The following is a 13,149-nucleotide window of genomic DNA, read 5'->3' as shown; positions in this document are numbered from 1 at the left end:
GAGCCGTCTTTATGCGCCTAAAGTGTAGATGCAAAGTAAAGAGTGAGACGAACTGCAACAGACTATCGCAAGCATTTGGATTGATTGACCAACAAGTCTATGATGCACCGCGATTTCCGGGATGTTAAAGCGCACCGAGCAAAAAATTAGATGCCATTGAGTAAACATTCCTAACTGGCATCTATTCAAACCCGATCAAGCTCTCGCCATATTTACTCAGCCCATAATCAAACACCTCAGCCATTGAAATCTGCAGGCTAGAGGCCGAGACCGTAACGGCGCAGAGGCAGGGTATGTGCGGTGACAAGCAAGCCCGCGTCGGGAGTTTAGACCAGATTGCCAATGTGTTGAGCAGGTCGTTGCCCTTGTAATCGGAAACGATCAAACTGCTGATCCCGCCGGCATGGATGAAGCCAGAGGTGCCGCCGCTTCAATCCGCTCGATACGAATTCGATAACGATCATTGACGGTTTGGTGCCATCCCAGGGTTCATCGCCAATTTGTCTAAATGAGGTTGTGGCCAGACAAAAATAGGACCATTCCGAACGGACAATCGGCTACAGTCCGTTAGTTAGAGGTTTTGACGCATAGCGGGCGACTTCCTACGCAAGCATCAGATATCATTACCCTTCTTCAGAAACATAAGATCTTGTTTCATCGGCTGCATCTACGGACGCATAGTAATATTCGAGACGCTCGTTTCTATCATAATGGGCACTTATGATTGCCGGCGCCATTGCTGCAACGGTCATCGCAAAACCAAGGATCATCATTAGAATCGCGTCCTTGTGTCTAAGCATCTCGTTTCTCCAGCACGTAGCCGAGCACTTGGTTATCCTGCCCTTTCGTTAATAGACCGAGCGCGTCTTGAGACTGGATTGTCCGCACGAAAGTCTGCGCTAAGTTGCAGACCACGCAAAGACGCAGATCGACAATTGGGCTGCGCATCGTCAGTTAGCCTTTTCCGCGTAACGTGATTGAGAAACAGTACGCGCTGCAACGATCGGTCGGAGCGACTGTGCGAAAAGCATCAGAAAGCAAAGCGCTTGCGCCCAAACGGCCAGGTGACCAGTCACCAGCAAGAAAGCGACCATGGCAAAAAGACCAAGCGCGAGCCAGCCGATGATGTATCGAGCAAACCACGCGCTGTCCTGTGACAGGCAATCATAGCGCGGGGCCGCCAGAAGAACATGTCTTCTCTGGGTCATGGTAGAATTCCTCCTTCCGGTTCTTAGTCTGATAATAGGCCTACCAAGCACGGGCGATAATCCACCGATCGCGGAATTCTTTCTTTCAAATTTCTGACGAAATCGACTCAGACCCACCTCTTAGAGGTCAGCGGGGTTCGATTAGAGAAACTGTCACCCCCACCATTCGCGTAGATCAAGACCAGCACGCACTGGCCAGTACCTGGCCTTCCAAACTGCTTGATCGCCTGATTTATGGCGCGCGCCGGTCACAGCGAGCGGATGCTCCAACGCGAAGCGGCCACCATAGTGGTCGACGCGTTACATCGGGAACCTGCTGCGCCCTGGCAAAGCCGAGCTGCTTAGCGGCCTCTTCCATTATGGAGATACATCGGAAATCGCCACCTTAATCAGCGGGGCCTAGGTTCGAACCCTAGTGCGTCCACCAAAGCCTCATTACTTGTCATCTTTCCAAGACTTGCCAACAGGCACAATTTGTCCGGACAACTCTTCCCATTGGTAAAATATAGGCGTAGGCTGCCTCCGATATGCGCAAACTGATCGTTCTTACCCTGCCCGTCCTCGCGCTTTTTCCTGCCACATCGACGCTTGGACAAAACCCTATTGCACCTGGCATCTGGAGCAACGCTGAAGACGAGTATTTCGCTGAAGAAGAAGGCCGCGCTAAGCCAGAGTGGACCGGGTTGGAAATTGCCAGCAATGGCAAATGGCGCAGGATCGATCCCTATGGTGCAGCGCAGAGCGAATGGGCGACCTCTCCAATTCCCAATCTTTCGCGGCGCGAAGGAGGGGGTTGGCAGCTAAATGGCAGCGAACTTCGCCGCGCTATGCCATTTTCATGCTGGGTTGCCGTACGAAAGTATACAAGCAAACCTGACGGAACTGACGATTGGACGTTTGAGCGCAATCTGAAAAGCTTCGATCAGGGCGGGCGCGTCTTCGTCTCTGGCAACGGCGTTGCTCCTGACGTGACCATTCGCCTGCGCAATGTGACCTGGGCAAAAGGCAGTCCGAACAAGCCAGTGCGTGTTCTTTACGTCCACACCGATGATCAAGTGAGAGCCGACAGCTATAGCTGGGGGGCACCCACATCAGAGATTATCGGGATCAATCTGCGCTGGGTGCAAGCAAGCTGCAGCGAAACTCCAACCAACATCGAAGGGGTATAGAAAGCCATGCAATCAACTCGCGCTACTTTTCGCGAAACCGGCGGCCCGGAAGTGATCGAATGGATCACAGAGGAACTTCCAGCTCCCGGCCCCGGGGAGGTGACGATTGAGCATGGCGCGATAGGCCTTAACTACATCGACACCTATCACCGGCGCGGCATCTATCCAGTCGAGCTGCCAAGCGGGTTGGGGTTGGAGGCCGCAGGGCGGATTGTAGCTGTTGGTGGTGACGTCCAGAACTTCGTCGAGGGCGATCGGGTGGCAACCTTCGGCCCCCTTATTGGAGCGTATGCTACGCATCGCAACATTGGGGCAGAGCACCTGTTCCGCCTACCCGAGAGCATTGACGATCAGACCGCCGCTGCCGCGATCTTAAAAGCGTGCACTGCTGAATTTCTGGTTGAACGCTGCGGCAAGGTACAGTCGGGGTGGCCAGTGCTCGTCCATGCTGCGGCTGGCGCCACCGGCCTCCTGCTGGTGCAATGGCTCAAGCATATTGGTGCCGAAGTCATTGGGACAGTGTCAACAGAAGCCAAGGCCAATGCCGCCCGTGCAGCAGGCGCGCATCACATAATCTATTACAAAGAAGAAGACACCGCCGCCCGCACACGCGAAATCACCGGTGGAGAGGGAGTGCGCGTGACCTTTGACGGGATCGGGCGATCAACGTGGGAAACTTCGCTCGACGCGACCGGAAAAATGGGCCTAATCATCAATTACGGAAATGCCGATGCTCCTGTCGGCGAAGTTGATGTCGGCGTGCTGGCGATGAAGGGTTCATTGTTTAACACTCGCCCTATGCTGTTCCATTATTACGAAGATCCGGTTGACCGTGAAGCGGGCTCAACGCGAGTGTGGGATATGTTTGATAAAGGGGCCCTGTCAGTGAAAATCGGACAAACCTATGCGCTCACCGATGCTGCTCAGGCGCATCGGGATCTGCAATCAGGCAAAACCACTGGTTCAACGATTCTGTTGCCATGACGCGCATCCATCCCGCCGCGATTGAAGACCTTCCGGAGAGAACGCGCGAGAGCTTGGCCTATGCTCAGGAAATCATGGGATTCACACCTAATGATGTGCTCACCATGGCGCACTGGCCAGAATTATTGACCGCAGTCGAGCAATTGGTTGCCGTGATTTACAAGCCTGGTGAACTTGATCCAGTTCTCAAGCGATTGGTCGCCACAATCACCAGTGGCGCCGCAGGATGCCGCTATTGCCAGGCCCACACGGCTCACGGCGCGGCAAAGATGGCAGGCGGCGATGCCGAGAAGATCGCCTCCGTCTGGGAATATCAAATCAGCCCACTTTTCAATGAGGCAGAACGGGCTGCACTCGATCTGGCGCTGGCGGCCGGTACACAGCCAAATGCCGCGACAGATGAGCACTTCGATACGCTAGAGAAACACTTCTCGAGACAGCAAATTTTGGAAATTATGGGTGTGATCAGCTTGTTCGGTTTTCTAAACCGCTGGAACGACACACTAGCGACAGAGCTTGAGGAAAAACCACTCAGCTTCGCGAGCCAGGCCTATACTGAAGAAGTTTGGGGCCCTGGTCGCCACAAACGGGACTAAACGCACAGCATGTTTTCGCTTATTTCTTCCAAGCCGCTCCGCCGACCCAATCACCGGCAAAACCAAAGAATTCCTCTATTCGGATCGATTGCCATACGCCTGCTTTAAAGTAAGGATCGGCTTCGAACTTGCGCCGCGCTCCATCTTTGTCGGCGGCCTTTATAATCAACAAAGACCCAACCGTCTCTTCGTCCCGTTTCAGGGGGCCGGCGACGGCGTAATCATCAATATGCGCCTCGACATGGTCGAGGTGCGCCGTCAAGTTCTGGTCGCGCAGCCGCGCCCCATGCTCTCCATCGCGGCAGTAAAAAGCAAATAGCGGCACTAAAGTTCCTCTTGTGGTGGCACAAAGACGACAAGGTCGATCACTTGCCCGACCGTATCATTGTTTCAACGCATCGTATTGCTGATCACTCGATCATACAACAGCGTGACCGGGCAAGCCTGCACCCAATCGTCTTAAAGCGGATGTAGCGGATAAGGCCGCGTTCATTCGCCGACCTCGATCACTTCGACCAGCTCGCCGCCACGACCCATGGTCGTCGCACTTCGCCGACCTTCGTAAGGAGCGCCTTCGCGCTGCACGGGCGGGTTGATCCAGTCCACATCGCAGCTATCCAGACCACGCACGGCCAGGCTAACCAGCGCATTTCCCGGAGGTAAATGGCCTTCCATCCTCGGTCTTGCGATTGTTTCTGATGGATAGTCATCAACCTCGACAATCGGCATGCGGTCTTCCAGGACCATCGTAATCGTGGTCTGCGTATCGGCCGGTAAGCCAAATGCATTGTTGATCATCGAATAGGGCAAAGTGTAATCCGCGCCGCGCGCCAGGCCGAGCTTTTGGCTGTACCAGCTCAAACTTGCCTCACGGTCTGGCGTGGCCAGAACGACAATGAATATCCGGTCCACCGATGATTCTGCGCGCGGCAGATCAATGTCCGGCATATCGCTCAAAACCTGGTTGAGATAGACCATTTCCTGACCTGTGCCGAGAACCTGCATCGGGATAAAGGCGGGTTCAATATTCTCTAGTTTTTTGGGCGGACCGACAATCGTGAAACCGGCGTCTTCGACGACCTCAGGCCAATGCCACACATCTTCGACTGTGCATTCGAACGCGGCCCAGCCATAGCTGCGCGTCGGCTTGAAATCGGGATGAGTTTCTTGCTCAACAAGTCGGAACCAGCATGGCGCTCCACTGGTCGGACGCAGCACCGCATAGGGCGTACCCGCATTACCTGTACAGCCCCAGCTAGCGGCCAGATCAATAGGTAATTTGCCCTGCTCGACCAATTCCAAGCCGAGGCAGTCGCGGTACCCCACCAAGGCACGATCAAGGTCTGGTACGGTCGAAAGGCCACCTAAAATGGTACCATGCGCGATGCTCATTTTCCGAACTCCGGTTTTCGCTTTTCAACGAAAGCCTGCGTCCCTTCCGCAAAATCGGGTAAGGTGAAAGCACGCGCGAACATCTCTGCGGTTTTTTCGCTTTCCTCTGCCTGCCCATCCAGCACGAAGCGAATCATGCGCTTACTTTCGCGGATTGAATGCGGGCTCGCCGATAGCAGCGCCTCAATTTGCGCAACGGGATCATCAGTAATCTGCTCAATCAGGCCGACCCTCAGCGCCTCTGCCGCATCAATCAATGCGCCAGTGTACAGCATCCGGCGCGCTTGCCCTGACCCAACCAGATCAACCAACAGCTTTACGTCATGCAGCGGATAGACAAGACCAAGCTTGGCTGGTGTAATCCCGAAGCGCGCGGCACCGCTCGCTAGCCGCATATCGCATGCCAGCGCGAGGCCGCAGCCACCGCCGACACAATCACCCTCTACCCACGCAAGCGTCGGCATATTGAGCCGGGCCAGCTTGTACTGAACGGTGTTGATCGCTGCCTGATTGGCTGCGCGCCACGCGGCGTCATCCTTGTTCGCGAGCAATTCCTTGATATCCGCGCCAGCGCAAAACGCGCCGCCATCCGCCGAACGCAGCACCAGCACGCGCGCATCCGGATTGCTTTCTGCCTTATCGAGCAGACCAGGCATCGCCTGCCACATCGCCATATTGAAGGCGTTGCGTTTGTCGGCGCGATCAATCAGCAGGTGCGCGGCATTGCCGTCCAATTCGAGACGCAGGCTCAAGCGGGATTCTCCGCAATGAAGTGATCGGCAATCGCTTTGCGAGTGGTCACCCAAACGCCGTCATGCGCGCGGACATGTTTAAAGAACTCCTCCAATGCCCAGATCCGACCCGGTCGCCCGATAATACGCAAATGCAGCCCCAGGCTCATCATCTTTGGATTGCCTTCCTCTCCTTCGCGGTAGACCTGATCAAAGTTCGCCTTGGCATAGTCCAGCCATTGATGCGGGGTCAGCGCCGGGTCCGTCCACATCTTCATATCATTGCTGTCGAGCTGATAAGGCAGGATGCACATCGGCTTACCCGGAATGGTTTCGCGATCCCAGAACGGCACGTCGCCGGAGTAATCGTCCATATGATAGCTGAAGCCCTCCTCGGACAGCAGCCGGCGAGTGTTGTCAGTCAGCAGATAGCGCGAGAGCCAGCCATAGGGACGCACGCCGCAGGTCATCTCAATGCTTGTCACAGCCTTGCGAATGAACTCGCGCTCTTGGTCCTCATCCATCTTAAACTGGTGCACCCAGCGCCAACCATGGCTGACCGGTTCGTGCCCCAATTCCACGATCGCCTCCGCAATCTCTGGGTGGTTTTCCAGGCTAAGCGCAGCGACCGTCCAACTCGCCATAATGTCATAGCGTTTGAGCAATTTCACGACGCGCGGCGCGCCCGCTTTAATGCCATAAAGGTAATTGGATTCGTTTGAGTAATTGCGCATCTTCGATTTCACGAAAACGCCCAGTTCATCGACCGGCTCCATCCCGCGATCGCCGCGGGCAATGGTCATCTCGCTGCCCTCTTCGACATTGACGACAACGCTAAGCGCCATCTTCGCGCCGCCCGGCATATCCATACGTTCTTCGATGAGTGGCATCAGTGCATCTCCTCACCGCCAGAGACATTGAGCGCTTCGCCGGTTACATAGAATGCGTCATCGCTCGCTAGCCAAATGCACGCAGCGGCGGTGTCTGATGGTAAGCCAGGTCTGCCCATCGGGTTTTTCGCACTCATGTTCTCCAGATAGGCCTCAACATTATCGAAACCGAGCAGCTTGGAGAAATACTCGTTCTGCTGCGCTCCGAGACCGGTTGTGACATGGTTCGGACACACTGCATTTACCGTAATGCCGTGGCCGCCCAGTTCGACCGCACTCGCGCGGGTCAGGCCAACCATGCCATGCTTTGACGACACATAGGCTGGCAGATGCGGAAAGCCGGTCTTCGCGGCCTGCGATGCAATGTTGATGATGCGGCCACCTTTGCCTGCCTCCACCATCGCGCGAGCAGCGGCACTGGGTGCAATAGAACGCGCCGGAAAGGTTGACCGAGAGCACTTGGTCCCATTCTTTCGCCGTATCAACCTCAAGCAGCGGCTTCATCAAGAAACCGATCCCAGCGTTGTTCACGAACACATCGACTTTGCCGAAATACTCGATCGTCTTGGCGACCAGCGCCTGGCACTGATCAGCTTTGGAAACGTCACAGGCGATAGTGGCAACCTTGCCCTCCGAAACAGATGAACGCCCGCGCAATTCCTCTGCAACTGCTTCGGCTTCGTCATCGATTATCAGGTCAGAGACGACGCAGTTCGCACCTTCATCGGCGAAGGCCTGAAGGATACCTTGGCCAAGTCCCTTTTGCTTACCGGAGCCGGTGACGACTATCGTCTTGCCAGAATACTTGCCCATGGATCACAGATCCTCGGTCAGGATAAATTGCGGCGCATCAGCGTAGACTTGAAACGGTGCGGCGGCTTCCTGAAATTTCTCGTCCGAAACGTCCGCGATGAATGCGTCCATATCTGTGATGTCGAGCACTTCGAAATATTGGTACGGCGGGGTCGCTTCTGGATCGCCGAACAAACCGGTCGCCTTGTGCACAGTGAAGCTTTTGACAGAACCCAATGCGCTCGCCGTCGGCACATCTTTGGTCTTTGCCCATTCCTCATATTCGGCAACATCGGTGCCTGGCTTCAGATTGAATGGAACGATAATACGCATGGGTTCTCTCCTAGGAGTTTGGCGCGCGGTATGCGCTGAGTTTGTGATCAACTTGCCGAGCGATTGCAAACAGGCCCGCTTCCGCGCCAGCAGGTCCGACGATCTGAACGCCGATTGGCAGGCCATCTTGGGTCCAGCCGGCAGGGATGCTGATAGCGGGCAAACCGGCAATGTTCGCAAGGCAAGTGAAGTCTGCTTGCGCGGCGGGTTCGGCCTCGCTGTGGGCAAATGGCGGGTTGGGAACTGTTGGTAGGATCAGGAAGCCGTATTCGGCAATGATCATCCGCACCGCCTCGCGTGCTTCGGCGAGAATGACCTGATCCTCCGCCCAGTCCTCGGTTAATCGGCGCGGGCCATAGGTAAGGAGTTTGGCGAGATTGTCTGAGACGGAAACGCCCATCAAATCTTTCACCATTTTCTTTGAAACGCCAATAAAGCCAGCGAAACGAATACGGCTCTGCTTATGTGGCAGCGAGACGTCTTTTGGCGTGCTGTCTAGCGCTGCGACAGCCGCTTTGAACGCAGTCTGCACATCAGGATGCACATCAACATCATGGTCAATCAGGGTTGCACCCGTGCCCTCAATCGCGATGTCGCCAAAATCGGTGATGACTCGAGAGGTCTGCTCCAACACATCGAGGTCGCGCGCCAAGGGACCAATCGCGTCAAGCGTTGCATCGGCAGCGATCAAGCCGTCTTGGCTCACTCGGTCGGTCGCTGGCTTAAACCCATAGACGCCGCAATGCGACGCCGGGATACGGACAGAACCCATGGTGTCCGAACCCAGCGCAATATCGCATAATCCAGCAGCCACGGCTGCACCGCTGCCACCCGATGAGCCGCCCGGTGAAAAGCCATCACGGTGCGGGTTCTGCGTCGGCCCAAAATGCGGATTGTCTGTCTTTGCGCCCAGCGCGCCCTCTTCCATATTGAGGATGCCCGTGATGGCCGCTCCGGCAGCACGCAAACGAGAAACCACTTCAGCATCTGCCTCCGCAAGCCGGTCTTCCCATGCGCCAATACCCGCATGAAGCGGCATGCCTTTGACCGCAATATTCGCCTTCACGCCGACAGTCACGCCGGCCAGCGGACCATTGCCGCCAACGACGTTTTCATCACGAAAAAGAAAGGCGTTGTAGGGATCGAGCATCGTGGCCGTCTTATACCCCGCGCTCATCGATCAGGCGCAAAGGCTTTTGTCGCTTATCGATTTCGGTCACAGCCGCCGTCCCACCCGGTTCGCACAGGGTGATTTCCACCTCAACACCGAGGCCTTGCTTCAATGTCTCGGCAAGCGCTGCCTGATCCGTGCCGCCTTTGCTCTCCAAGGTAACGCGCATGGAATCGCGCTGGCTTGCATCGCGGGTCAGATGGCAAACATATTCACCAGTCAGATCCGGACGGTTTTCAATGATTGCCCCGATGGCGTGCGGGAAAACGTTAATACCGCGCAGTTTGACCATATTGTCGCTGCGTCCGCGGAAGCCCGCGATGCGTTTGAAAGCGATCTCGCCCCGCCCATCCAGTTCATGCGTGATGTCGTGGGTGTTGAAGCGGATGCAGGGTGCGATGTCGTCCTTATACAGGCAGGTGACGACCATGTCGCCCGTCTCACCGAGACTAACCGGCGCGCCGTCATCCACGCCCAGCAGCTCAAGGTATTGTGCATCTTCCCACACATACATGCCATTCCGGTCCGGCCCCTCGCCTGCGATGGAGCCGGTATCACCCACGCCGTACCAGTCATATGCCTTCGCTCCATGCCACGCATCTTCGGTGGCTTGGCGATCTTCGGTGCCAAGATGCCCAATAATCATCTTGATATCGATCTTGTCGAACAGACCCAGTTCCTCCGCAGTGCCTGCAAGCTTGCGAATATAGTCGACAAAGCCAACCACGCAGGTGACGCCGAAATCGGCCATTAGCTGGACCTGATTGACGCTGCGTGTTTCAATGCCGGTTCCCGCCGACAGGAAGATCGAATTGGTGAACTTGGTCACGCTTTCACGGATGTAATGCCCGCCATTGATCATGCCGTGGCCATAGACTGAATGCACGACATCATCGCTGTGCAGACCCATCCAGCGGTACATCCGGCCAACCAGCAAATTTCCAACCTCGCGCCCCTTTGGCCCGAACATCAAAACCTGCGGTTTACCGGTCGTGCCGCTGGTCGTGTGAAAGACGACGGGTGGACGCGCCGCCGGATCACCCATGCCGTGAAAATCGCCATAAGGCGCATGTTCGGCAATCGAGGCCATCAGGTCGGTCTTGTCGTAAACCGGCAGCTTGGTGATATCCGTCAGCCCCTTGATGTCGCCCGGCTCAATCCCCTGCGCACCCCACAATCGCTGGTAAAACGGCACCTGCCAGCCTTTGACCATCAGCTTTTTAAACTGCGCATCCTGCAACGCGAACAGCTCATCACGGCTCATGCTTCTGTAGCGCGCAACGAACTCTTCACCGACGGGATAGTCAGCCAGCATCTGCTTATGATCGAGCGCTTCAAAGTAAGTCGGGTATGTCATTTAGGATCCGTGAAATAGGCAAGTGGATTGTCGAAAATACGGGCATCGGCATCGGCCGGAGCCAGCTCACGCGCGAAATCGATTTTCGCCTGCGTCTGAGCGGACGAAAGTGGGTTATCCGGGCTACCGAGCGTGTGCTCGACCGAATGCGTTTCTGAGCTACCATCGCTGCGCGTGATGGTCAGCGACTGCGGAAACAGAGCATTGCCATCACGAGTGCCATCGTCGGAAAGGCTCACCTTTGCAGCAATCGCAGCGAGTTCTGGATTGGCGATGTCGGCCGAAGTGAAGCGGCGCGGATCAACCCGGCCATCGATCAGCATTAGCGCCGCCAGATAAGGCATGCAGAGGCGAGCCCAAGCCGGCGTCATGTCAGCGGAATAAGCACGATCAACCAAGCGCCTGATCAGCGGCGGGCAGGCCAGATTAATCTTCGCAATCTGCGTAGGATCGATTGCAAGCTCATTGAGCTTACCCAGAGTTGCGTGGCTCGCTCGGCCCGATGGGAACGGTTTGGTGCTGACCTCGGCAATGCGCCAAACCTTGCCGAGATTTGCCGTGTAGCGGACAACATCACCATCTTCGAACAGGGCGTAATAGCCAAACGGCCCTTCCAACGGGTCTTTAGGGCCAGAGAAGCCAGTCCCGGCAAGATCGCTCGCCGTCACAGCAGCGCGCGCAGCGTTGGCAATTTGAAACGGCAAGGTTTCGCTGCCCTCGACATGCGCCTGCATCGTCCCGGCAGCGCTCGAATAGGCAAGGCCCAATGCTTCGTCGATTGGCGCGCCGTCGATCCGGGCGACCGCCACCGCTGCGCCCATCACGCCGCAAACTGCCGGTCGGAAAAAGCGCATTGCACTGTCGACGCTCAAGCCCAGGCCAGAGGCAATATCGACGCCGATGGAAAGTGCGATCAGTGCCTCTTCCGGATCGCAGCCGCCTCGCCTATCAATCGCTGCGCCTAGTGCCGCAGTCACTACGCTCATCGCATGGACAACCGCCGGTTCGTGCACCGCATCCCACTCAAGACAGTGAATTCTGTAGCCATTGACGAAAGCTGCGGAGGGCGCTGGCAAGCGCTCCGATGTACCCAGCAAGCGCGCCTCGGCAACGCTACCAAACTTCTGTGCTGTGCTAAGGATCGCCGGTTCACCCGGCGCATCAACCGCCGCCGCTCCAATCGCGAGCGTATCGCCTAGGAGGCGGACCGATGCGTCGCGGACATCCTTCGGGAGTGTATGCTCAGCCGATGCAAATCTAATCAAATCAGCTGTGTGTTTGGAAGGCGCGCTCACGTCAGCCACTCCTGCAGCATCGTATTGATCGCGTCGCCATCATTGCCGTGCAACGCCAGATCAACCGCTTTGTCGGCATCCGCTTCAGAAAGCCCGCCCCAGGTCGCCAGCGTGTGCATCTTGGCAATGATTTGATCTTCAGAAACAGGTCGTTCTGGATCACCTAAAGTGTCGACCAGTTCAAACCCATTCACACGCGCGCCAAAATGCGCCGGATAGCGAGCTGTGATTGCGGAATCTTCGGCCACAGTTACCTGAGCACGCAGTTCAGATAGCTCAGCAATGGCCGCCTCGGTAAAGTCTTCTGGTCTGGCTTCACGCCCGTCAGCCACAACCGCAACCGCATGTTGGAGCGAGAATTTCGCCTCATGTTCTGTCTGCGGATCGGGCCGGTCGCAGAACGTCAGTGCATCACCAAATGTTTCAACAACAAAGGGCGCCTCAAGTTTTCCAAGAGCACGCAATTCCATTGCTGCATCAATCGCCGGATGGGCATGACGACAGGCAGCAAATGGCTTGAAACTAACCTCATCGATCAGCCAGCCAGCTTCGTTAGACACAAGTTCTCTAGGCTGCTGGGTCATTGCCGCGAACAATCCTTGTGGACCTTCCAGAATGCCGTGCGGACCGGTTGCGCCATGCTGCACATGCAACGCTGCATCACGCCCAGTGCGAACCGCGTGATAGATGTGCCACTGCTTGGTCAGCACATCATCATGTCGCATATGCCACAGCCCGCCGGAAACCGACCCAGCATTGCCCAGCGCATGCGCATATTGGGCGGGTGAAAACTCTAGCAGTGAACCTGCGGCGGCGGCCGCGCCCAACACACCCATCGTCGCTGTCGGATGCCAATGCGCATAGTGCTTCGCATCGAACGCCGCACCAATGGCAATCATCGCTTCATAGCCGCGCACTGCCGCGTGAAGCAACGCGTCCATATCACCGCCGCCGATACTCATCGCCGCTGGCCAGATCACCGGGCCGGGGTGCAGCAAGGCCGCGCGGTGGACATCATCCATCTCCAGCACATTTCCGAGATATGTGGCGCGTTCCCAACCTTTTGCAGAAATCTTGCTGCCCACCTGGCGAGCCTGACTATCGCGCGCACCAGCAACACAGGCGAGCCAATCGAGAAGGTGGAGGCGCGCACGCTTTTTCTCGCTATCGGGGACAATGCGCGCTAGCCTACACGCTAGATTCACAAGATGGGGTTCGCTCAAAGCCTTGA

The 13,149-nt window shown here is 56.4% G+C and carries 15 protein-coding genes and 1 pseudogene; 3 read left to right on the top strand and 13 right to left on the bottom strand.

What is annotated here, in order from left to right:
* Positions 1-623: 623 nt before the first annotated feature.
* Positions 624-773 carry a hypothetical protein gene (locus AC0V6O_RS06845; protein WP_486142656.1) on the bottom strand — a complete coding sequence of 50 codons (150 nt, stop codon included), beginning with the start codon at positions 771-773 and terminating at the stop codon, positions 624-626.
* Between the two features lie 177 nt (positions 774-950).
* Entirely contained in the window at positions 951-1,208 is a 258-nt protein-coding gene (locus tag AC0V6O_RS06840; RefSeq protein ID WP_486142654.1) for a hypothetical protein, read from the bottom strand.
* Positions 1,209-1,735: 527 nt separating this feature from the next.
* On the opposite strand from AC0V6O_RS06840, the gene AC0V6O_RS06835 reads away from it, so the two are divergent.
* The 3 genes from AC0V6O_RS06835 to AC0V6O_RS06825 are packed head-to-tail and all read left to right on the top strand — an operon-like array spanning position 1,736 to position 3,957.
* Positions 1,736-2,377 (top strand): hypothetical protein, encoded by a 642-nt coding sequence (locus AC0V6O_RS06835; RefSeq protein ID WP_486142652.1) that lies wholly within the window; start codon positions 1,736-1,738, stop codon positions 2,375-2,377.
* A gap of 6 nt (positions 2,378-2,383) precedes the next feature.
* On the top strand, positions 2,384-3,361 hold the full coding sequence (locus AC0V6O_RS06830; protein WP_486142650.1) for a quinone oxidoreductase family protein: 978 nt from the start codon (positions 2,384-2,386) through the stop codon (positions 3,359-3,361).
* Positions 3,358-3,957: a carboxymuconolactone decarboxylase family protein gene (locus AC0V6O_RS06825; RefSeq protein WP_486142648.1), complete on the top strand. Its 600-nt coding sequence runs from the start codon at positions 3,358-3,360 to the stop codon at positions 3,955-3,957. Before AC0V6O_RS06830 ends, AC0V6O_RS06825 begins: the two co-directional genes overlap by 4 nt.
* A gap of 19 nt (positions 3,958-3,976) precedes the next feature.
* Here AC0V6O_RS06825 and AC0V6O_RS06820 read toward each other — a convergent pair whose 3' ends face one another.
* The 11 genes and pseudogenes from AC0V6O_RS06820 to AC0V6O_RS06770 form a co-directional block, all read right to left on the bottom strand.
* The gene (locus tag AC0V6O_RS06820) at positions 3,977-4,282 is read right to left on the bottom strand and encodes a YciI family protein (protein ID WP_486142646.1); all 306 of its coding nucleotides are present in this window, start codon (positions 4,280-4,282) and stop codon (positions 3,977-3,979) included.
* A gap of 164 nt (positions 4,283-4,446) precedes the next feature.
* Complete coding sequence (locus AC0V6O_RS06815; protein WP_486142644.1) at positions 4,447-5,349, bottom strand: VOC family protein; 903 nt, start codon at positions 5,347-5,349, stop codon at positions 4,447-4,449.
* The gene (locus tag AC0V6O_RS06810) at positions 5,346-6,101 is read right to left on the bottom strand and encodes an enoyl-CoA hydratase/isomerase family protein (RefSeq protein ID WP_486142642.1); all 756 of its coding nucleotides are present in this window, start codon (positions 6,099-6,101) and stop codon (positions 5,346-5,348) included. Before AC0V6O_RS06810 ends, AC0V6O_RS06815 begins: the two co-directional genes overlap by 4 nt.
* A complete protein-coding gene (locus tag AC0V6O_RS06805) occupies positions 6,098-6,970 on the bottom strand; it encodes a polysaccharide deacetylase family protein (protein WP_486142640.1) in 873 nt (290 codons plus the stop codon). Before AC0V6O_RS06805 ends, AC0V6O_RS06810 begins: the two co-directional genes overlap by 4 nt.
* Positions 6,970-7,371, bottom strand: a complete 402-nt coding sequence (locus tag AC0V6O_RS06800; protein WP_486142638.1) for an SDR family NAD(P)-dependent oxidoreductase — start codon at positions 7,369-7,371, stop codon at positions 6,970-6,972. The genes AC0V6O_RS06805 and AC0V6O_RS06800 overlap by 1 nt, the downstream gene beginning before the upstream one ends.
* 76 nt (positions 7,372-7,447) lie before the next feature.
* A pseudogene (locus AC0V6O_RS06795) lies at positions 7,448-7,783 on the bottom strand (SDR family NAD(P)-dependent oxidoreductase); the annotation flags it as partial.
* Positions 7,784-7,786: 3 nt separating this feature from the next.
* Entirely contained in the window at positions 7,787-8,095 is a 309-nt protein-coding gene (locus AC0V6O_RS06790) for an REDY-like protein HapK (RefSeq protein ID WP_472638578.1), read from the bottom strand.
* Between the two features lie 10 nt (positions 8,096-8,105).
* Positions 8,106-9,272 (bottom strand): amidase, encoded by a 1,167-nt coding sequence (locus AC0V6O_RS06785; protein WP_486142636.1) that lies wholly within the window; start codon positions 9,270-9,272, stop codon positions 8,106-8,108.
* Positions 9,256-10,623: a phenylacetate--CoA ligase family protein gene (locus tag AC0V6O_RS06780; RefSeq protein WP_486142634.1), complete on the bottom strand. Its 1,368-nt coding sequence runs from the start codon at positions 10,621-10,623 to the stop codon at positions 9,256-9,258. The genes AC0V6O_RS06785 and AC0V6O_RS06780 overlap by 17 nt, the downstream gene beginning before the upstream one ends.
* On the bottom strand, positions 10,620-11,918 hold the full coding sequence (locus AC0V6O_RS06775) for an MmgE/PrpD family protein (RefSeq protein ID WP_486142632.1): 1,299 nt from the start codon (positions 11,916-11,918) through the stop codon (positions 10,620-10,622). Before AC0V6O_RS06775 ends, AC0V6O_RS06780 begins: the two co-directional genes overlap by 4 nt.
* The gene (locus AC0V6O_RS06770; protein ID WP_486142630.1) at positions 11,915-13,141 is read right to left on the bottom strand and encodes an MmgE/PrpD family protein; all 1,227 of its coding nucleotides are present in this window, start codon (positions 13,139-13,141) and stop codon (positions 11,915-11,917) included. The genes AC0V6O_RS06775 and AC0V6O_RS06770 overlap by 4 nt, the downstream gene beginning before the upstream one ends.
* Positions 13,142-13,149: the final 8 nt, after the last annotated feature.

It is taken from the genome of Erythrobacter sp. JB2-19, assembly GCF_057365005.1.
Note: the sequence above shows the minus strand (reverse complement) of the source record. Positions and strands in the feature narration are given on the sequence as shown.